The organism is Alkalihalobacillus sp. MEB130 (assembly GCF_032335535.1).
In the GTDB taxonomy this organism is placed as follows: Bacteria; Bacillota; Bacilli; order Bacillales; family Bacillaceae_D; genus Halalkalibacter.
Genome location: NZ_JAOANA010000003.1, coordinates 213,935 through 235,162 on the forward strand (window position 1 = coordinate 213,935; position 21,228 = coordinate 235,162).

20 protein-coding genes, 1 riboswitch and 1 other annotated feature are annotated in these 21,228 nt (G+C 39.0%); of the genes, 19 read left to right on the forward strand and 1 reads right to left on the reverse strand.

What is annotated here, in order from left to right; all coding sequences use genetic code 11:
* Positions 1-140 precede the first annotated feature (140 nt).
* The 3 genes from spoVID to ysxE are packed head-to-tail and all read left to right on the forward strand — an operon-like array spanning position 141 to position 3,406.
* Positions 141-1,454, forward strand: coding sequence for a stage VI sporulation protein D (spoVID, locus tag N0O92_RS04605; RefSeq protein WP_315613475.1), 1,314 nt, complete (start codon positions 141-143; stop codon positions 1,452-1,454).
* A 12-nt stretch (positions 1,455-1,466) separates the two neighbouring features.
* A complete protein-coding gene (locus tag N0O92_RS04610) occupies positions 1,467-2,378 on the forward strand; it encodes a hypothetical protein (protein ID WP_315613476.1) in 912 nt (303 codons plus the stop codon).
* Positions 2,375-3,406: a spore coat protein YsxE gene (gene ysxE / locus N0O92_RS04615; protein ID WP_315613477.1), complete on the forward strand. Its 1,032-nt coding sequence runs from the start codon at positions 2,375-2,377 to the stop codon at positions 3,404-3,406. Before N0O92_RS04610 ends, ysxE begins: the two co-directional genes overlap by 4 nt.
* Before the next feature lie 107 nt (positions 3,407-3,513).
* Here the strand turns inward: ysxE and N0O92_RS04620 are convergent, their stop codons facing one another.
* Positions 3,514-3,720, reverse strand: coding sequence for a hypothetical protein (locus N0O92_RS04620; RefSeq protein ID WP_315613478.1), 207 nt, complete (start codon positions 3,718-3,720; stop codon positions 3,514-3,516).
* Positions 3,721-3,893: 173 nt separating this feature from the next.
* Positions 3,894-4,129 (forward strand) — a binding site (T-box leader).
* A gap of 46 nt (positions 4,130-4,175) precedes the next feature.
* On the opposite strand from N0O92_RS04620, the gene N0O92_RS04625 reads away from it, so the two are divergent.
* From N0O92_RS04625 to radC, 16 genes are all read left to right on the forward strand, one after another.
* On the forward strand, positions 4,176-6,818 hold the full coding sequence (locus tag N0O92_RS04625) for a valine--tRNA ligase (RefSeq protein WP_315613479.1): 2,643 nt from the start codon (positions 4,176-4,178) through the stop codon (positions 6,816-6,818).
* Between the two features lie 135 nt (positions 6,819-6,953).
* A complete protein-coding gene (locus N0O92_RS04630; protein ID WP_315613480.1) occupies positions 6,954-8,270 on the forward strand; it encodes a bifunctional folylpolyglutamate synthase/dihydrofolate synthase in 1,317 nt (438 codons plus the stop codon).
* 254 nt (positions 8,271-8,524) lie between these two features.
* Positions 8,525-8,607, forward strand: a riboswitch (cyclic di-GMP riboswitch).
* A gap of 113 nt (positions 8,608-8,720) precedes the next feature.
* The gene (locus tag N0O92_RS04635) at positions 8,721-8,945 is read left to right on the forward strand and encodes a type II secretion system protein (RefSeq protein ID WP_315613481.1); all 225 of its coding nucleotides are present in this window, start codon (positions 8,721-8,723) and stop codon (positions 8,943-8,945) included.
* A gap of 160 nt (positions 8,946-9,105) precedes the next feature.
* On the forward strand, positions 9,106-9,543 hold the full coding sequence (locus N0O92_RS04640) for a type IV pilus modification PilV family protein (protein WP_315613482.1): 438 nt from the start codon (positions 9,106-9,108) through the stop codon (positions 9,541-9,543).
* The gene (locus N0O92_RS04645; RefSeq protein WP_315613621.1) at positions 9,543-9,998 is read left to right on the forward strand and encodes a prepilin-type N-terminal cleavage/methylation domain-containing protein; all 456 of its coding nucleotides are present in this window, start codon (positions 9,543-9,545) and stop codon (positions 9,996-9,998) included. Before N0O92_RS04640 ends, N0O92_RS04645 begins: the two co-directional genes overlap by 1 nt.
* Positions 9,995-11,167: a hypothetical protein gene (locus tag N0O92_RS04650; RefSeq protein ID WP_315613483.1), complete on the forward strand. Its 1,173-nt coding sequence runs from the start codon at positions 9,995-9,997 to the stop codon at positions 11,165-11,167. Before N0O92_RS04645 ends, N0O92_RS04650 begins: the two co-directional genes overlap by 4 nt.
* Positions 11,168-11,188: 21 nt before the next feature.
* On the forward strand, positions 11,189-12,304 hold the full coding sequence (gene pilM, locus N0O92_RS04655) for a type IV pilus biogenesis protein PilM (RefSeq protein WP_315613484.1): 1,116 nt from the start codon (positions 11,189-11,191) through the stop codon (positions 12,302-12,304).
* Between the two features lie 30 nt (positions 12,305-12,334).
* Complete coding sequence (locus tag N0O92_RS04660) at positions 12,335-12,889, forward strand: hypothetical protein (RefSeq protein ID WP_315613485.1); 555 nt, start codon at positions 12,335-12,337, stop codon at positions 12,887-12,889.
* A complete protein-coding gene (locus N0O92_RS04665; protein ID WP_315613486.1) occupies positions 12,886-13,614 on the forward strand; it encodes a hypothetical protein in 729 nt (242 codons plus the stop codon). Before N0O92_RS04660 ends, N0O92_RS04665 begins: the two co-directional genes overlap by 4 nt.
* A 56-nt stretch (positions 13,615-13,670) precedes the next feature.
* Positions 13,671-15,338, forward strand: coding sequence for a GspE/PulE family protein (locus N0O92_RS04670; RefSeq protein ID WP_315613487.1), 1,668 nt, complete (start codon positions 13,671-13,673; stop codon positions 15,336-15,338).
* Positions 15,339-15,356: 18 nt separating this feature from the next.
* Positions 15,357-16,397, forward strand: a complete 1,041-nt coding sequence (locus N0O92_RS04675) for a type IV pilus twitching motility protein PilT (RefSeq protein ID WP_315613488.1) — start codon at positions 15,357-15,359, stop codon at positions 16,395-16,397.
* 26 nt (positions 16,398-16,423) lie between these two features.
* Positions 16,424-17,629, forward strand: a complete 1,206-nt coding sequence (locus N0O92_RS04680) for a type II secretion system F family protein (RefSeq protein WP_315613489.1) — start codon at positions 16,424-16,426, stop codon at positions 17,627-17,629.
* A 33-nt stretch (positions 17,630-17,662) separates the two neighbouring features.
* Positions 17,663-18,424 (forward strand): prepilin peptidase, encoded by a 762-nt coding sequence (locus N0O92_RS04685; protein WP_315613490.1) that lies wholly within the window; start codon positions 17,663-17,665, stop codon positions 18,422-18,424.
* A 177-nt stretch (positions 18,425-18,601) separates the two neighbouring features.
* Positions 18,602-19,657: a hypothetical protein gene (locus N0O92_RS04690; protein WP_315613491.1), complete on the forward strand. Its 1,056-nt coding sequence runs from the start codon at positions 18,602-18,604 to the stop codon at positions 19,655-19,657.
* 156 nt (positions 19,658-19,813) lie between these two features.
* Positions 19,814-20,386 (forward strand): Maf family protein, encoded by a 573-nt coding sequence (locus tag N0O92_RS04695; RefSeq protein WP_315613492.1) that lies wholly within the window; start codon positions 19,814-19,816, stop codon positions 20,384-20,386.
* A gap of 51 nt (positions 20,387-20,437) precedes the next feature.
* Complete coding sequence (radC, locus tag N0O92_RS04700; RefSeq protein ID WP_315613622.1) at positions 20,438-21,130, forward strand: RadC family protein; 693 nt, start codon at positions 20,438-20,440, stop codon at positions 21,128-21,130.
* Positions 21,131-21,228: the final 98 nt, after the last annotated feature.

Below are 21,228 nucleotides of genomic sequence, written 5' to 3' on the forward strand. Positions count from 1 at the left end.
AAATATAGATAAAGCGAATAGGCTTTTTTATTTGCAACTTCTCATTTTCTTGCATATTGATAGAGAACTTGTCATAGAGTGATATTGTACTGACTATGACCGTAGCAGAAGTTAGAGAATACGATGAGGAGGAATGCAACGTGACACAAGAACACCCGTCTAAGTTATCATTTTCAATTGAGGAATCCGTTTGGTTAAATAAAGGCCAAGAAGTAGAGGAGATATTAGGAATGTCTCTTGAGCCCGAAATTGTTATCGAAGAAAAAGATCATCATGTATTTATTAGGGGTGGCTTACGTCTCGTTGGGGAATATCGTCCTACTGGTACTGATGATTCGAAAGCTGATAACAGCCAAACGCTTGAACAGCAAGTATCCTTTCGTTCTGCAGGTGACGTAACAATCGCCGCAGATGGATCTGGACAAATTAAACATTTTTTCCCAATTGATGTGACAATTCCGTTAAGCCGCATTCAAAATCTTGATGATGTTTATGTAGAGGTGGACTCATTTGATTATGATCTTCCTGAGAAAAGTTGCATCCAGTTAACAGCTGATATTAGTATTTCAGGGATGACACAGCAACAAGAAACATATGAAAAGCGCATAGAAAAAGAAATTGAAAAAGCAGCAGCTGCAAAAGCAGAAGTGTCAGAAGAAGAAGAACAAGTACCAACTGCATTTTCATTTGAGGCGAAAAAACGTCCCGAACCAGAACTTGCCAGACAAGAACCAGTGGTACAAAAGGAAGAAATAGAGGAACCAGTGTCCTATACACCACCTTCTGCACCAAAACCAGCATCACCAGCTCAAACATCGGCTTCATCTCCGATTCATTCGTTTTATCAGCCGGAAGAAAAAAAACCAGCATGGGCGGGGTCTCCATCATCTAGAATGTATGCGCAACAAGAAGAGGAGGAACCTACTTTGACATCTTATGATTCGCGTAAAGAAGTAGAGCTTGAGGCTACATCTGAAAGAGAAGAGGTAGCAAGACTAGAAGAAGTAGAAGAGGACGCAACTGAATCTACTGAACCCGTTTATGAAGAGATAGAATCAGTAGAGGAAGAAGTAGAAGAGATAGTGGAAGAAGTGAGAGAAGCGCCAGCTCAACCTGAAACGAAAATTAACCTTGCTCCACTTAAGGAAATTGCAACAGAACCAGTAGCAGAAGATCGACCTGAAGCAGACGCAGAAGGAGACGCTGAAGTCGAAGCGAAAGCACCAACCCCTAGAGAAGAGAATGCTCTCTATTTAACAAAAATGCTTTCAAAAGGTGAAGAAAGATTTTCTAAGTGGAGAATGTGTATCATTCAAGAAAACGAATCTTTGGACACGATTGCTGATCGGTACGAAATTAGCACAAGTCAAATTATTCGAATGAATCGCTTGCAAGGGGAGCAAGTGGAAGAGGGGCAAATCCTTTATATACCGGTTAGTGTCGAGTCCAAATAAAGGAGCTACAACATGGAATTGTTGGATTGGCTTAAGGAGAATTATCAATGGCGAAACGTAAAATTTGTAAATGAAGCATTGATTGAAACTGATCATGGTCAAAAAAGGTTGCGCTATTGGTCCGATAAAGCCCTCCTTGATTGGCATATAACGTGGCGTGACGAGTGTAGTGTCACGCCCTATATGCTTGCCGACCGAATGATTAGAAATAAGGATCAGGAAGCTGCAATTGAATGGAAAGATGGATGGGTAACCGTTCACGATGAAGTGGATCAACAACTAAATGTCGTAACGGTCGAACGCAAAGTTGCTCAGATGATTGGAGCAATGATCGGATATGGGTTAGAAACTGCTACAGAAGTGAGAAAAGTAAGTAGTAAAGAACCTCAATTTCGTTCGCTTTACTCACAGTTGCCTTATGTAAAAGAAAAACATAAGACGTATATTCGTTCGTTACTTCAAGAATCAGAGTATCGGATGAACAAAGCAAAGGCACTAAAAAAACAAGTAACCGAAGAAAAACTTCCTGTCATAGATCCATTTGAATCAACAGATCAAGCAAAAAAAGTGTATGATGTCATGATTTGGTTTGGTACGAAGCATTATCCTGAAGAAGGCTACTCTTCACTTCGAACGTTTTTAGGAAAATGGTTTGATGAGTATGGGAAGGACTCTGTTATACGCTTAGTAACAGAGATAGTCGATCATGACAAAGTCTCGAGAGATCAAGCGTTATACTTGTTAATTGAATGTTTACAGCCGTATGAGCTCGACCACCTTACGAGAGTGACAAATCGGGAAGCTACTAATCAGGAAATAGAAGAAGCGTTAGAGCAAGTGACAAAAGATTGGGAACGTTCAAAGGAGCTTGTTCAAGTGATTAGCTCAGTGATAGATGAGAAAAAGAAGGTGTTACCACAATGATGCAAGCACAATCTCCTTATGATTCGGTGCTCTTTTATTATGATCTTTATCCTCAAACAATTGAAGATTTTGGGAAAATAAAAAAAATAACGACGAATCACGGTGTTTTCGCGTTAAAGGAAACGACCATGAGCAGACATCAGGCAGATGATTTCGTTCATGCACTTCGTAAACTAACAAAGCTTGGGTACAATAAAGCGATTCCGATTTTGCCGAACAAATATGGAGAATATACTCTTTCCACTGGAACAAATACGTATTATTTAATGCCATGGGTAGAGAGAGTCGAATACACGGCAAGAGAGTCTCAAGAACAGAAGCTTGCTTCTCAATTAGGAGTTATTCATCGTCTGACGGTAAAAACACAACCATTTGTAAAAGATCATGTTGAGGAAGCATACAATCAACTTCTTCAACGCTGGGAAATGAGACAACTTGAATTAAAACGATTTGCCGATCAAGCAGAACAAAAAACATATATGTCACCGTTTGAACTGACCTTTATCACTCATGCCTTTATGCTCGATCGAATGGCTGAAGTAGCAAAAGAACATTTAAAAAAATGGTATGAAACGTGTTTAGAAAAAGAGAAATATCGAACAGTTCTTTGTCACGGCCGTGTCAATCGCTCACACTCCTTTTTTACAGCAGACAATGAGCCATTATTGCTCAATTTTGAGCGAGCCGGAATTGATACTCCGTCAAGAGATTTAGCTAGTTTCTGTAGGTATAGCTTTAAGCATGCTTATTGGGTGGAAGAAGAGGTATTGCAATGGTTTGTTAACTATGAAAGACACTTGCCATTGCTAGAAGAAGAAAAACATTTGATGTGTGCCTATTTAAATTTTCCAGAGCCGATTGCGTTTGCTGTAGATTCATATTTAAAGAACAAAGGTTCTGCAAGAGAATTTGAGCATGTGCAAAGGTTAGAAAAGCGTTTAACATCGATGCGCAGAGTTCAGAGATTAACGCAAAAGCTAATTGTCGTAGAGCAGCAAGCACAACAAGAAATGCAAGCTGATCAATAATAGAGGTTGTCTTCAATTCAAGTTTCAGACCCCCGAGTAACCAGTATAGGAACGAACTGTACTGAAATAGGGAAGGGGGTCAGATTCTTATGAGACAATCTCTTTTTTTATATTAGACGCAAAGTAATGGAAAAGTACATAACGATCATGAGTGTAAGTAGTATCATATCAAAAGTAGTTGGCAAAAGAAGCGTGCGTAATAATTGAAAACAAATGAGAGGAACGAGAATTTGTGCAAAGATCGCTCGTATTTTTAGCCACCAACCTGGGCGGTTATGGTGATGATGATGGAAACGCCCAAAACGTCGACGCATCGTAACACCTTCTTTCAATAGACTCCATACTTTACGGTATGCACGAATCTAATAGATGTGCAAGCACTTAGGCAAAAGCCTACAATGAAAACGAAAAGGTATAGAAACGAAAAAAATAGGCGATGCTTTTATTGACGAATGAACCAAATTCGAGATAAAATATAAAAACATAAAGAACTGCCTTGAATAGGAAGAGTAAAATCCGAACCTTTCAGAGAGAGAAATCAGTAGCTGAGAGATTTCTTAAGATGTACGATTTGAATGTCGCCTAGGAGCAGCTATCGTGAAACGTCAACGACATGTAAGGATAGCCGGCCACTGACCGTTATCAGATTGAGTGTGTAGCACATGAACTTTTTTGTGTTGCAAACAAAGGTGGTACCGCGAGCAAACTTTCTTCGTCCTTTGGATGGAGGGGTTTTTTTTATTTGTTTGAATTTAAGGAGGAAGAACGAATGAGTGATGAAAAACTAACGATGCCTACAAAGTACAATCCGCAAGAAACAGAAGCAAAATGGTATTCGTTTTGGAAAGATGGGAAATTTTTTGAAGCAACTGGCGATGAATCGAAACAACCGTACTCCATTGTCATTCCCCCGCCAAACGTAACAGGGAAGTTGCATTTAGGTCATGCATGGGATACAACGTTGCAAGATATTCTTGCCCGAGTAAAAAGAATGCAAGGCTATGACACGCTCTGGCTACCAGGAATGGACCATGCCGGTATTGCGACTCAGGCAAAAGTAGAAGGGAAACTAAAAGAAGAAGGACTAAGTCGTTACGATTTAGGACGCGAAAAATTCCTAGAGAAATCTTGGGAATGGAAAGAAGAATATGCATCGTTCATTCGCAACCAATGGTCAAAAATGGGGCTTTCACTTGATTACTCTCGTGAACGATTCACATTAGATGAAGGCTTGTCAAAAGCAGTTCGCGAAGTGTTCGTTAAGCTTTATGAAAAAGGCTTAATCTACAGAGGCGAATATATTATTAACTGGGATCCACAAACGAAAACAGCTCTATCAGACATCGAAGTAATCTATCAAGATGTTCAAGGTGCATTTTATCATATGAACTATCCGTTAACAGACGGAAGTGGCTCCATTGAAGTGGCAACCACTCGTCCTGAAACGATGCTTGGTGATACAGCAGTGGCCGTTCATCCAGAAGATGAGCGCTACAAACATTTGATTGGAAAGACGGTTACCCTCCCAATTACAGGTCGAGAAATTCCGATTGTCGCAGATGACTATGTTGATATGGAATTTGGCTCAGGTGCAGTGAAGATTACACCAGCACATGACCCGAATGATTTTGAAATTGGAAACCGTCACAACCTTGAGCGCATTCTAGTTATGAATGAGGATGGAACGATGAATGCCAAAGCAGGAAAATACCAAGGAATGGATCGCTTTGAATGCCGTAAACAACTAGTTAAAGACTTACAAGAAGAAGGCATTCTTTTCAAAATTGAAGAGCATATGCATTCTGTTGGTCACTCTGAGCGTAGTGGGGCAGTTGTAGAACCATATTTATCAACGCAATGGTTTGTAAAAATGCAACCACTTGCTGATGCGGCGATTGATTTGCAAAACTCAGAAGACAAAGTTAACTTTGTGCCGGACCGTTTTGAAAAAACATACTTACGCTGGATGGAAAACATTCGTGATTGGTGTATTTCCAGACAACTTTGGTGGGGACATCGAATTCCTGCTTGGTATCATAAAGAAACAGGGGAAGTGTATGTTGGACACGAGGCGCCTGAAGATGCAGAAAACTGGAAACAAGATGAAGATGTTTTAGATACGTGGTTTAGTTCTGCTTTATGGCCGTTTTCAACAATGGGATGGCCAGACGAAACATCTCCTGATTATGAGAGATTTTATTCTACGAATGTTTTAGTAACGGGGTATGACATTATTTTCTTCTGGGTATCTCGTATGATCTTTCAAGGACTTGAATTTACAGGCAAACGTCCATTTGATGATGTACTTATTCACGGTCTTGTTCGTGACTCAGAAGGCCGTAAGATGAGTAAATCACTTGGGAACGGGGTAGACCCAATGGATGTTATCGACAAATACGGTGCCGATTCATTACGATTCTTCTTATCTACCGGTAGTTCCCCGGGAAATGACTTGCGATTCTACTGGGAAAAAGTCGAATCAACGTGGAACTTTGGAAATAAGATTTGGAACGCCTCTCGTTTCGCTCTAATGAACATGGAAGGCTTAAAGTATGAGGAAATTGATTTAAGTGGTGAAAAGACGATTGCTGATAAATGGATTCTTACTCGTTTACAAGAAACAATCGCTGATGTAACACGTCTAATTGATGCGTATGAATTTGGTGAAGTTGGACGTCTTTTATATAACTTTATCTGGGATGACTTCTGTGATTGGTACATTGAAATGGCAAAGTTGCCATTATACGGAGAAGACGAAGAAGCGAAGAAAACGACAAGATCTGTTCTAGCTTATGTATTAGATCAGACAATGCGACTCCTTCATCCGATGATGCCATTTATTACCGAGGAAATTTGGCAACATTTGCCGCATAAAGGCGAATCAATTACCATTGCACCTTGGCCAGAGAAAAAAGAAGAGTACATCTTTACAGACGCTGTCGAAGATATGGAGCTTTTAAAAGAAATTATCCGCTCTGTTCGAAATACAAGAGCAGAACTAAATGTTCCAATGAGCAAGCAAATTGAATTGCTCGTTCATGCGAAAGACGATCATGTTCTTGGGAAATTAACTCGAGGTCAAAGCTATATTGAAAAATTCTGTAACCCAAGCAAACTTGAAATTGGCACAGGTGTAAAAGCTCCTGAAAAATCGATGTCACAGGTATTAAGTGGTGTTGAATTATTCTTGCCACTAGCAGGATTGCTAGATTTAGATGCAGAAATTGCTCGACTAGAAAAAGAACTTGAAAAGCTAAATAAAGAAGTAGAGCGAGTTGAAAAGAAACTAGGAAATCAAGGTTTTATCGCGAAAGCACCAGAGAAAGTCATAGAAGAAGAAAAAGCGAAACAAGCAGACTATATAGAGAAACGCGAAACGGTTCAAGCTAGAATTGCAGAGCTTAAGGCATAGAAGGAAGGAAAGTCCAATTTTGGACTTTCTTTTTTTTATATGATTGAATGTGCTACTTTAAATCGACAACATTCTACGTTATTATGAAACAAGGAAAAGAGAGAGCGGAACGTTAGAGACTGGAGGGATGAAGCGATGAAAACAGGAGAAGAAGCCATTGCATGGATACATAGCTTGTTGCCATTTGGAATAAAACCTGGTTTAAAACGAATGGAATGGATGCTGGAGCGTTTAGATAATCCTGAATTAAAGCTAAAAACCGTTCATATCGGTGGAACAAATGGAAAAGGTTCAACGGTCAGCTTTATGAGGCATGTGCTAGAAGCGGCTGGATATAAAGTGGGAACATTTACATCTCCGTTTATTGAGTGTTTTGAAGAGCGAATTTCGATTAATGGGAAACCAATTGAAGAAGAGGCTCTTGTCGCTGGGGCGAATCGTGTTCGACCTCTTGTAGAGGAACTAGCACAAACCGAACTAGGAAGCCCAACTGAATTTGAAGTCATTACAACCATCATGTTTGATTACTTTGCAAACGTCGCTAAGCCAGACATTGCTTTAGTCGAAGTTGGATTAGGCGGTCGTTTTGACTCGACGAATGTCATCACACCTCTTGTATCGGTTATTACTTCGATTGGGTTTGATCATATGCACATTTTAGGGGACACGTTGGAGGAAATTACGTCTGAAAAAGCTGGCATTATTAAAGAGAACGTGCCAATTGTTTCAGGTGTTTCCCAAAAAGTGGCGCAGCAACTAATAGAGGATACAGCTAACAAAAGTCATTCTTCCTTTTACCAGTTAGGAACGGATTTTTCAGAACGTTTGTCTGTTGTTGATGGAAGAGTTCAAGTTTTTACATTAGAAAGCGTATCGACTAAGTACAATGATGTAAGGATTCAAATGCCAGGTCCGCATCAAAGACAAAATGCGGCTGTTGCGTTTAAAGCAATTGAGTTACTCGCGAACCATGCAGACTTTTATGTAAGTGAAGAAGCCTTTTATTCTGGAATGCATGCCACAACGTGGACAGGTAGGTTTGAACAAATTAGTGACAATCCTCTCATTATTCTTGATGGAGCTCATAATAAAGAAGGATTCGAATCCTTATCCAAAACACTTGAACTGCATTATCCAGAAAAGTCTTACCGATTCTTACTAGCGGCTACGAAAGAAAAGGATATGAGTGTATTATTAAAGCCTTTTGAAAAGATGAACGCTACTTTCACATTTACTAGCTTTGAGTTCTTTCGAGCAGCTGAGAGCCAAACCCTATTTGAACAAGCTCAAGTATTACAAAAGAAATACAATGATGATTGGGAACTAGCGTTAACAGAAGAAGTACGATCGCTACGTGAGGATGAAATGTTAGTTGTAGCCGGTTCATTATATTTTATCTCATCTGTTAGGGAGAAGTGGCATCAGTCTGCATTTATGTATGAGAAGATATGATGGTTTTTGTAAGGAATGTTCCTGTGGATTGTCTATTTATTTATATATAGAGCGCAATATAACGGAAACCAAAACAACTTGCAAAAAAGATAGAAATATGTTGAAAAAATTTATGAACCTGGTAAGATGAATACAGTTAGATAATAACCGGGTCTTATGTACTGTATTTATCTGGTTATTCTTACCGAAAAGATTTTATTGCTATAAATAAACACATTATGGTATATTTTAACCAGTTCTTAATAACTACAAATGATATTTAAGGAGCTATGAAATACGACTTGTAACTGGGCACCTAAGTCGTACGGAGCGAGTGGTGCAACCGGCCTTTACAACCATTACTTTGGTTTGTTTGGGCCTTTTTTTATGGTATAACTAGCATTCTACTTTTGTATTTAAGAGCTTCACTCTTAAAGATATATATTTCCGTAAAACAGGGAGGAACATCGAATGATGAAAGCTTTAACGAAACGACTTGGATTGAACAATCAACGCGGTTTTACGTTAATTGAGGTATTAGTTGTTATTGTGATTTTAGGTCTACTTGCTGCAATTTTAATACCTAACGTAATTAGTTGGATTGATAGGTCTGATGAACAACTCGATATAATAGAAGAACATATCGGTGATGACCTAAATCAAATAGAAGGCTATTTTGATAATGATGGGGAATAAGATTAGTTTTGATGTGCTGCCACCTTTTGTGGCGGCATCTTTTTTCAAACAATAGTTTTCTATTATTTATAAAAATAAAAATTGTTTTATACATAGTATAAAACTATTGTTCTTCTATAGTTGCAAGAACTGATCTAAGAAATATACAGGAGGACACACCATGAACAACGAGAAAGGTATGACATTGATTGAGTTGCTAGTCGCCATTGTTATTGCAGGTATCATTGTTGTACCTCTTGTTACTCTCATGGTGAGCACTCTTACGGTTTCGCAAAGTCAGGGGAAAGAAACGAATATAGCGTATGTTGCCCAAGAAGTAATGGAAAAAGTGGTTCATCAAACCCCAACACTTGGGATCGGACAGTATTGTTGGAGTAATATGGAAGGTCAGTGTAGTGGATACACGCTTCTTACTAACCTTTATAGTAACTCTGCCGTGCATGACGAAGTCGTTGTCATCGTTCGTGTTACTGATTATGAAGGTCCGTTTCATGAAGTGACGGTCAAAGTATTAAATGAAACAACGGTATCTAACGGTTCAAACGAGGTTGCTCGTGAAAACGAAATTGAACTGGTAACGGTGGTGAGAACGCCGTGATGAATCAAAGAGGATTTACGCTAGTAGAAGTGTTGGTTGTTATTGTGATTTTAGGGTTGTTTCTCCCAGTTGCTTATTCCTTAATTTCCTATACGATGGATGGCCAGAGACAAGTGATTGCAGAAAATGAAGTGCAAATAGAAGCAAGGCGCATTATGGAATATATGACAGAGAAAATGCGAGACGATGCTAGATGGGTTGGGGAATCGGATTCGAATATGAAACTAGTCAAAAACGAGACGGTTTGGTTGATTTATGAAAAGGAAGGTACTCTTGGAAACATGAGGCTTCCTGGGGCAAACGGCCGCGTGTTATCACAATCGATTGAAACGTTTATAGTAACGGAATCTGATTCAAGTACCCAAGTTAAGCTCGAAATTACAAAACCTCGCGCTTCGATCGTGCTAGAGTCGACGATTCACTATTCGAGGTTTGTAAATGAGGTGAGCGAATGAATATGAAAACTCTTTTATCTTCTCAATATGGGGGCGCTCTCGTTACCGTTTTAGTTGTGATTGTCCTTTTTTCAATTGCCGCTCCCATGCTCGTGAAGGTGACGGTACATAGCAAAAATTCAATAGAAACCAATGTAGAAACGCAAGAAGAGTTTTACAGAGCAGAAGGGGCGCTCAGACTTGTCCTTCATGAGATGGAGTCATACCGAGGAAATCATGTAGATTTGCTTGATGGAAATGGAAACGTCGTAAAAGATGGGGCAGGAAATGAAATTCAAATTCAGCAGGTAGGTCCCTATTTTTACTTGCAAGACGGAGTCATTCCTTCTTCAAAGGTGATAGGTGAGAGGACCGTTAAAGTTGATATAACGAAAATAGAAATAGACTCTGAAACATATAAAGCAACTTTAAAAGCGAATTATGCGGATGGGCCATCTATTGTAGCACGAGAGCTCACAGTAACGGTAAAGAAAGAACAAAGGCCCATAATTGAACAGTCAGGTCAATTTTTAAGCGGGCCTATTCGATATACGTCAAGTTTCGAGTATGGGCAAAATAGTCGGCATACACACGATGAGTTAAATGTTTTTGAGAACAATAAAGTACTATCAACCATTAAATTAGATGAAATTTTACAGTATTTAAATTATACCCCGACAAATGCATGGAATTATAATCAGAATTTAAAAATCTCAAGTTCTCATACGTTTTCACAAGGTAGACATTATCCGATTAGCATTGGGGGAACAGGAAACAGTACTGGTACCGTGCGAGTTCCATCTAATTCCATTGTTTTTGCAAAAAAAGTAGAGTACGGTGGGGTTGGGAATAATGAAGATACGTTAATTATTGATGGTATTCTCATTGCGGAAGATTTCTCTCTTGCAGGAAATCCAAGAGTAGAAGTAAATGGGGCATTAATTGTATTAGATCAATTTTCGAGAACGGGTGGAGGTAACAATGACTTTGTTGTAAATTCGGGAATGATTGCAAAGAAATTCCAGACAACTGGGAATCAACGGTATTCTGGGGAAGCAAAAGGAATTTCTTGTTCCTTAATTGGGCTCCTGCAGTGTGATGGTCCAACAACGGTTGATTACTTTGATGCGGCTGCTCATCCATGGAGTTCTTCTTTTGGAAATATAGATTATCAGACAGTAAGGCAATAGAGAGGGTACGGAGGTGGATGTATGTTATTTAAAAAAAGCGTGTTTACGGGAATTGATTTTCGACCACGGAAATTGTATCAAGCGATTGTTAAAATGGAACGAGACAAACCTATAGTGATGGAGGTTAGGCAAACTCTTTCAGATAAACCTTTCTTTGAAAACAGTCGTATAAAAGAGAAGCAAGAGCTCTCCCTTTTACTAGAAGATCTTCAGAAGGGGAAAGGGGATGCGAAGAAAGGACATTTTGTCATTCCAACTGAACATACGCTTATTCGAAAAATACGGTCTCTTCCTGATATCAAAGAGAATGAATTAGCAAAAATCCTTAAGTTTCAACTAGGGGAAAGCATCGTTTTGCCATTTGAAAATCCAATCTATGACTTTGTTAAAATTGGTTCTTTTGAAGAATCTAATAGAACCGATCAAATAAAAGAAGATTTGTTATTTGCAGAAGCAGCGGAAAGTGTAGATAGGAAAAGTGAGATTCTCTTTTTTGCCACCTCAAAGGAACTCTCGACTGATTTAATGGAAGTATGTGAAGGAGCAGGAATTAAGCCATTAACAGCTGAAATGAGAGGGTTGGCATTACAGCGTCTAGTATACCAAACACATCCTAATTGGGTAGCAGAAACTCACATGATTGTTGACGTCTCAAACGATAGTATTGAAATTCATATTTTTAATGATGAAATCATCATTTTCTCACGCTCAATTGAGCTTGCCGATGTACATGAACTGTCTGATGAACAACATTCTGATGAAGTACTCTGGCTGGTTGATGAGGCTCGTGATGAAGTGGCTGTTACAAAGACAGAAGGAGATAACATGGTACCATCTTCTCAACAACTTATCACTGACATTACGAATGAGATAACGAAGGCACAAAACTTTTTCAGATATTCCCTAGGAGGAAGGGAGCAATTATTTGAACGAATTGTTTTAACGGGGGAGTTAGCTGATCAAGTAAAAGAAGGCTTAGCACAAGCGGTAGAGACAGAAGTATCTCAAATTGATTTTCAAGCGATCCTTTCACCTGACTTTAAAACAGAAGCCTCTTTAGATGCTTTTAGTGTCGCTATTGGCCTTGCATGTCGTGGCAATGAAAAAGTGAATAAGAAGTGGAAGAATAAAAAATAAAGACTGTTTCGTAAGATAGGAGCGGCAACTGTGAAAATTAACATAGATCTATTACCTCAAAAAACAGAGAGAAAAGACAGTACAGTTTTAATCATCCCGGTTGCAGGGGCCGTAATGATTTTTCTTCTAGCAATATATGTAACTGTTTCTTTTATCCATTTGTCGAGTTCGGTTGCTAAGTTGGGGGCAAATGTAGAGGAACAAACGGCTTACTTAGATGAACTAAATGTAGAATTATTGGAAAAGCAAACAGGTACAACAGCGTATAATTTTGTTGATCACTATACTCAGCTGGAACATGTATTACACTCGATTTATCAAGATGCAACAGTTATTCGAAAAGAGTTGTTTTCATTCCTCCCAACTGAAACAGAAGTAAATGAGTACGATTATGATCATGCGGGGAATGTTACGATGGTTGTAACCTTCTCTTCAAAAGAAGATGCAGCGATCTATTTAAATCGACTGCTACATGTGGATATGGTTATGGATGCAAAAATTGAAACCATTTCATTAGTAGAACAAAATGGATTTCGCTCTCTGTTGCACGTGGAGCTTAATAGTTTAGTAGGTGACAAACAGTGAAAGAGTGGGTAAAAGCGAAACAACAGACGATTTTATTAATGATCTTATTGTTACTGGTTTTGTTAGCGGCTATTCAATTTAGTTTGGTTAGACCGTTGCAGCTGGAACACACAGCCAAAGAACAAGAATGGCAAGCGACCAATTCAGAAGTGAAAAAAGCGGAATCGGTGATCAATCAACTTCAGCCCCAAGCAGTAGATCCTAAGAAAAAAGACAGCTTTTTTTCTAGTGTTCCACCAAGGGCACATGTTGAACAACTCATCGCCGACTTGGAACGAATCGAACATAGTGCGAACGTCACAGTTAGTAACCTTACAATTAGTCTTCTATCTAATGATGTAGAAGAGCAAAGTGGAATTCAAGAAAGTCAAATAGAAGAACTCAATCAATCACAATTAAATGAATTGGATCATAAGGATTACAGAATGTGGGAAGGAATTTTTTCTAATGATGTGATTACAGCAATGAGTAGCGAATTAGAAGAGATTCATCATTTGACCTTGTCCCCCGTTGATGTGAATGTCCAATTTACTGGAGATGAAGAGGCGGTTACGTTGTTTGTGGAGGAAGTGGAGAACATGAGACGAGCCGTTCATATTCAAAATTTCACTTATACAACGAATAATAGTCAGCTGACCGCTAACGTTTGGATAAGAGCTTATTATTCCGAAGACTTTGAAGAATTTATAGAAGGAGAACAAGGCCTTGTTCTTTCGCGAGATTAAGCAAGTAACGAGAATAAATCATAAGCTATTTACTATATGTGAGGAGGAATAGTCAGTTGAGTCAGAAACGAAAAAGACTAGGAGATATTTTAATAGAGGCTAACGTCATCACGCAAGATCAATTATCTCAAGCATTGTTAGAACAAAAGCAATCCAATCTCCGACTAGGCGATCAGCTTATAGAAATGAACTTGGTGACGGAACAGCAAATAATTGAAGTATTAGAGTATCAACTTGGCATTCCTCAAATTGATTTAAATAGAGAGCAAATTGATCCGAAAATTATTAACATTATCAATGAAGATTTGGCAAGACGATATAACGTTATCCCGATTAAACGAAACAAAGATCGATTGAACGTGGCGATGTCTGATCCGTTAGACTATTTTGCTATTGATGATTTACGATTAAGTACCGGTTTTCAAATTGAACCACTTATTGCGAAAAAAGAAAACTTAAAAATAGCGATAAATCGCTATTACGGAATGCAAAAGTCAATTGAGCAGCTACTAAACGAGATGAGCATACGAGAAGATGATCCAGCCTTTTTAGAAGCCCAACAAGCAGATGATTCACCAGTTGCCAAAATGATAAATCAAATCATCTACCAAGCTGTTCAGCTAGAAGCAAGTGATATTCATATTGATCCACATGAATTTGAAACCGTGATCCGATTTAGAGTAGATGGAGTACTTCGAACGGAACGTACATTGCCGAGGGATATGCAAAATATTCTTGTTTCTCGTATTAAAATCCTCACGAAATTAAACATTGCTGAGCGTAGGTTGCCTCAGGATGGACGGTTTAAAATGGATGTTGACTTGAAAAAGATTGATATTCGTGTTGCCATTTTACCAACTTTATTTGGGGAAAAAGTAGTTCTCCGTTTATTAGACGTTGGGAATGTCTCTTTTGGTGTTGAAAAATTAGGGTTTTCTCCATCAAATGAGAAAGCCTTTCGAAATATGATTGGAAGTGCATATGGAATTGTCTTAGTAACTGGGCCAACCGGTTCAGGGAAATCTACGACGTTGTATACTGCTCTTCAGCATTTGAATACGGATGATGTAAATATTATTACCGTAGAAGATCCGGTTGAATATCAACAAAAAGGAATAAATCAAGTGCAAGTCAATTCGAATATTGGAATGACGTTTGCAACAGGATTACGTTCGATCTTGCGTCAAGATCCAGATATTATCATGGTCGGGGAGATACGAGATACTGAAACAGCCGAAATTGCTCTTCGTTCTGCTATGACGGGACATTTAGTATTAAGTACATTGCATACGAATGATGCGATTGGCTCGATTAGTCGGTTAATGGACATGGGTGTTGAACCTTTTCTTATTTCTTCTTCACTCATTGGGGTCATTGGGCAACGATTGGTACGAAAAGTATGTGGATCTTGTACAGAGCCACATGAGTTGTCTTCTGAAGAGAAAGAGCTCTTCATACAAAGAGGCATGAAAATGGATTCAATCGTGAAAGGGACAGGGTGCCCAATTTGTAGTAATACGGGATACAAAGGAAGAATAGCGATTCAAGAAACGTTGCCACTTGATGATCAGTTACGTGAGTTAATTGCTCAACGAAATGGAGATAGCGCGTACCGACAATACGCGATGCAAAGAGGGTTCGTTACGATGTTTGAGGACGGATTAATGAAAGTTTCTCAAGGCTTAACAACACTTGAAGAGGTCTATAGAGTGACAGTCGAGTAAAGAGGATGGGGGACAGATATGGAGATAGATAAACTATTAGAATTTGCCTATCAAAATGGTGCTTCAGATCTTCACTTAACGATACAGACAACACCTATTGTACGTATAAATGGATCCCTAAAAAAAGTAGGCACCCAAGAGCTGACTAGAGACAATATGCTAGAGCTAGCAAAACAAATCGCGTCAGAAGAGCAGTTCAGACAATTTTCAGAAATAGGAGAAATTGATTTTTCCTATGAGTTAAAAAAGGTTTGTCGTTTTCGTGTGAATATGTTTAAACAGAAAAAAGCTATCGGAATCGTCTGTCGAACGATAAACAGCATGATTCCATCGTTGGAAAAGTTACAGCTTCCAGAAATCGTACGTTCTTTGTCAAAACAAACACAAGGCTTAGTACTTGTGACAGGGCCAACGGGAAGTGGAAAATCAACGACATTAGCGGCAATGATTGATTTTATTAACTCAAATTATAGTAAGCATATTTTAACGTTAGAGGACCCAATTGAATATTTGCATAATCACAAAAAAAGCTTGGTGAACCAGCGTGAAATTGGACTAGATAGTCAGTCTTTTTCCATTGGATTACGGGCAGCGTTACGTCAAGATCCGGATGTGATTTTAGTTGGGGAAATGCGAGATCTTGATACGATACGAACAGCAATTACGGCAGCTGAAACAGGGCATTTAGTGTTAGCAACCCTTCATACATCTAGTGCATCACAAACGATTGAGAGAATTATAGATGTGTTTCCAGGAGAGCAACAACAACAAATACGTACTCAATTAGCAAGCACTTTAGCAGGAGTCATTACACAGCGGTTGCTTCCTTTGGCTGATGGTTCTGGACGTGTTGCTGGATTAGAGATACTCGTAAATAACAGCGCGGTTGCCAATTTAATTCGTTCAGAAAAGACTCATCAATTAAGAACCGTCCTTGAAACAAATAGAGCAAAGGGAATGCAATCGATGAATATGGCAGTAACTGAATTAGTTAAATCTGGCCAAGTGACTCCTTTGGACGCTGATGAATATGTACCAGGTTGGGACCATCATGTTTAATTATTGGAAGGAAAGGGAGAAACCAGATGCTCTTTCTATATAAAGGTTTTAACTCAAAATCGGGGAAAGAATTAAAAGGCAAGATCAATGCGACCTCCTATGAAGCGGCCTTACAGGAATTAAAGGTCAAAGGTCTGTATATTTCAGAGTTAAAAGAGCAAAAGCAAACGTTTCTTAACACAGAGCTTTCATTAGGAAGACCTGTTAAAAATCAAGAATTTGTCCTTTTTTGCCGGCAACTGGCAACGTTGTTACGTGCGGGCACAACCATTGCTGATTCTATTAAAATTCTTTCTGATCAAACCACATCAAAAGTCTTTAAAAAGGCCCTTGGAGAAGTCTATCTTGATCTAAGTTCAGGAAAACCGTTATCTGAGTGCTGTAAGCAGTACCCGAAAATTTTTGATCGTGTATTTGTGAATATGGTTTTGGCCGGAGAGGTTAGTGGAGATCTCGAGAAAGTCATGGACCGCTTGGCTACATTTTACGAAAAAGAGAGGAAAGTTAGGGAAAAAGTAAAAACGGCTCTCATGTATCCAATCGCGGTTTCAATTGTAGCTGTGATTGTGGTCATACTTTTGTTAACGGTTGTGCTTCCATCGATGTTAGAAACGTTATTAGAAGCTGGGGGAGAATTGCCTCTGCCGACTTTGATCATTGTTGCAATTTCAGATTTCTTGCTGCAGCAGTGGTATGTAGTCCTCTTATTTGTTTTATTAGGAGTTCTTTCTTTTATAGCAGTCAAGCAGAAGCCAAAAGGACGCTATATGCTTGATTTAATAAAGTTGCGAATACCCATTTTTGGAGTTTTAATTCAAAAAACCATTATGGCTAGAATTACGCGAACAATGGCATCTTTATTTGCTAGTTCGGTTCCCGTGTTGCAAACATTATCAATGAGCTCAGAAATTGCCAATAATGAGGTAGTAGGAAGAGTGTTGTCATCTTCAAAGGAATCACTGCAAAGTGGGGAGAGTTTGTCCAAGCCTTTATCACAAAGCTGGGTTTTTCCACCAATTGTAACTCATATGATCAAAGTCGGTGAAGAAACAGGACAATTAGATGTCATGCTAGAAAAAATAGCTGATTTTTATGAAGATGATGTAGAACAAATGGCATCAAGGCTTAGTTCAATTATTGAGCCCGTTATGATTGTATTATTAGGTTTGATCGTAGGAGTGATCTTACTTGCTGCCCTTCTTCCTATGTACTCCATCTACAATCAAATTTGATAAATTGAATGGTTGAATGAAGGAGGCGTTGCGATGGAAGTGGTATTAGCTTTTTATTTTTTCGTTTTGGGCTTGATACTAGGGTCTTTTTATAATGTTGTTGGGATACGTGTACCTAAAAAGGAGTCTATTCTCTCTCCTGCGCGTTCTTATTGTCCGACGTGTTCTAGAACACTAACGGGCAAAGACTTGGTCCCTGTTTTTTCTTTCTTGTTTCTTAAAGGAAAATGCAGAGGGTGTCAAACGAAAATCTCTCCTATCTATCCTTTTATGGAACTCACAACAGGATTGCTATTTTTGTTTTCTTTCTTAACGTTTGGATTAAGTTATGAACTGCTCGTCTCTTTGTTATTTTGTTCTATGCTTATCATTATCACGGTTACTGATATCCGTTACATGATCATCCCAGATAAAATCCTATTATGTTTCTTACCGATTCTCATTCTATTACGAGTGTTCGTTGCCCCTCTAGATCCATGGTGGGATTTCCTTTTGGGCGCAATATCAGGATTTCTCGTTTTATTGTTGATTGCGCTTGTTAGTCGCGGTGGAATGGGAGGAGGAGATATTAAGCTCTTTGGAGTCATTGGTATTGTACTGGGGTTTCAACTTACGCTTCTTACTTTAGTCCTTTCTTCCTTTTACGGAGCCATCTACGGAGTGATTGGGTTGCTTACTGGGAAGGTCAAAAGAGGGACCCCGTTTCCATTTGGACCTTTTATTGTTTTAGCGGCATTAACTTGTTACTTCTTTGGGAGTCAATTGATTCATTGGTATTTACAACTATTTTTATGAGAAAAAAGACAAAGTCACTACTAGACTTTGTCTTTTTTTGATTTCCTTTTCGTGATCCTTTTCATAGGAAGTTTAAAATGGAAAATACTATTGAAAAAAACTCCAGATTTAAGTTCTATCTAGTGATCATTTTTAATAGAATAGAAGTAAGAAGGCTAGAAGAGAGGAGTGACGTTCGTGGAAGAAGAAAAAAAACAAACTATATCGGTCCGCTTAAATGGCAAAGAACAGAAGGTAAAAGAGCGACAGGTAGATTCAAATAGCAAAGATGAAATTGGAGCGGCTCGTGACGAAATAGTAGATGATGCAGAAATCATTCCTCAACCAGATAACATCATAGATTTTGGGAAACGACAAGAAGAAAGAAAACGAAATGATCAACCATATTGGGACGACGGATTTAGCGAGAAAAGTCCGAAACTACCATTTAAAAGAAAAAAGAAACCTTCTCCTTATAGAAATAAACCGAAATTTCCGGTCATGCTAGTTGTCGCGTTGTTCTCGGCAGTGGTGGTTGGACTCAGTCTTGGTTTTATGGTTTTAACTGTATTTACAGGGAACACAGGAAGCATTGCTGAGACGAGTGAAACAACTGGGGCAATCCCAACGTTCTCTGAACCAGGAGAAAATTCTCTTCCTGTTTTAACACTTGAAGTTGTTCAAGGTGGAGCGTTTGGAGAACAGTCAACTGGTCTTGAAATTGTTGAGAAGATACAAGAGCAAGGGTTAGCTGCTACGTTAACTCAAACAACGGATCCAATTTATATGTTTATCGGGGCAGGAGGAGACCGAGCCCAAGCGACAAGAATAGGTTCTTTGTATGAAGGATATGGGCAAGATACGTATTTGAAATCATATCAAGTTGATGGACAAGCGGTTACAGGACAAGCTGATGAAGTTACGGCATGGTTTACAAATGCCATTTCTCATTATAAAGAATTACTTCAATTAACAGTTGATGGGTTTGGAGGAGGTTCTTTATTAACGGCTGAGCGAATCGGTCAACTAGATCAAGCGACGGCAAGTTTGCAAGCAGATCGTGATCAAGCTTTTGTAAACATGGATCAATCCGTTCAAGATCATGCATTGGCGTTAGGAGATAATCTAGTCTTAGCAGGAAAAAAGCTTGCAGCGTATGTTGATTCAAAGGAAGAAGATGAATTATGGAAATCTCAGCAAGCTCTTTTAGATGCGTTAGTTAATTATGAGCTCGTTGTTGAGGCATTGAGATAATCGAAGAAAGGATGAATCATCACTAGGATTCATCCTTTTTGCTGTTTGCGTCTGTTTGATTATCTGCCATACCTACTGATTGAGGATGAAGAATTTGGTATTCTACTTTTAACCCTGTACAATAAAGAAAAACAAAATTGTAGAGGTGACCCCTTCATGAAATCTTTCATTTTAGCCTCAGGTTCCCCGAGGCGTAAAGAGCTACTAGAACAAGCTCATTATTCATTTTCCATCGAAACGAGTACAGTTGAAGAAATCGTAGAGGAGGGATTAACTCCTGAGGAAGTTGTGCAGCAATTAGCTAAACAAAAAGCAGAAGACGTTTGGTCTAATCAGAAAGATGCCATTGTTCTTGGTTCTGATACTGTTGTTGCCTTTGGAAGGCATATTCTTGGCAAGCCAAAGGACGCGAACGATGCAAAGTCCATGCTGCAAATGTTATCTGGTCAAACTCATAGCGTATACACAGGTGTAGCGCTTTCTTCAAGTGAGGGAACCGTCACGTTTTATGAGAAAACCGATGTCGAGTTCTATCCATTATCAGATGAGGAACTGGAAATGTACATTCGAAGTGGCGAGCCGTTTGATAAAGCGGGTAGTTATGGCATTCAAGGGTTTGGTGCATTTTTAGTGAAACGAATTGTTGGCGATTATTTTTCTGTAGTTGGATTGCCTTTAGCTCGAACCGTTAGAGAATTAAAAAAATTAGGTATTACCCCAAACATGTAAATCATTTCATAATATCTCCATTTTTGTGCACAGTAGAAAGGAGTGTTTCCTCTGTCTCACTCATCATTTCTTATTCGAGACGTTCCCGTTCGAGAAAGGCCGCGTGAGAGGTTGTTACAAGAAGGGGCTCAAGCATTAACAAACCAGGAGATTATCGCGATTCTCCTTCGTAGTGGAACAAAGAAAGAATCGGTATTACAAGTGGCGCAACATCTGTTAGCTAAATTTGATGGCTTGCTTTTATTAAAAGATGCGGCCATTGAAGAGCTTAGGTCGATTAATGGAATTGGGGAGGCGAAAGCAGTTGAACTAGCTGCTGCCATTGAGCTTGGCAGGCGTATTCATAATGTACAAACCGATGAACGCTATGTTATTCGCTCTCCTGAGGATGTGTCCAATTTTGTTATGGAGGACATGCGTTTTCTTCACCAAGAGCATTTTGATTGCTTGTATTTAAATACAAAGAATCAGGTGCTTATAAGGAAGACCATTTTTATTGGCAGCTTGAACGCAAGCATTGTGCATCCTCGTGAAGTCTTTAAAGAAGCGTTTCGTCGATCGGCAGCATCTATCATTTGTTTGCATAACCATCCTAGTGGAGATCCAACTCCGAGTCGAGAAGACATTGAAGTAACGAAGAGGTTAGCCGAGTCCGGAAAAGTGTTAGGCATTGAACTGCTTGATCATATCATTATCGGTGATCGTAAATTTGTTAGTCTGAAGGAACAAGGATATGTCATATAATGAGTGGGTAGTCGAGAAATTGTCACGAAGTAAGCTATTCTAAGGATAGCGATCCTAGAGAGAGAGTGGTAACATAGGGATGTTGCCCTTTTTCTATG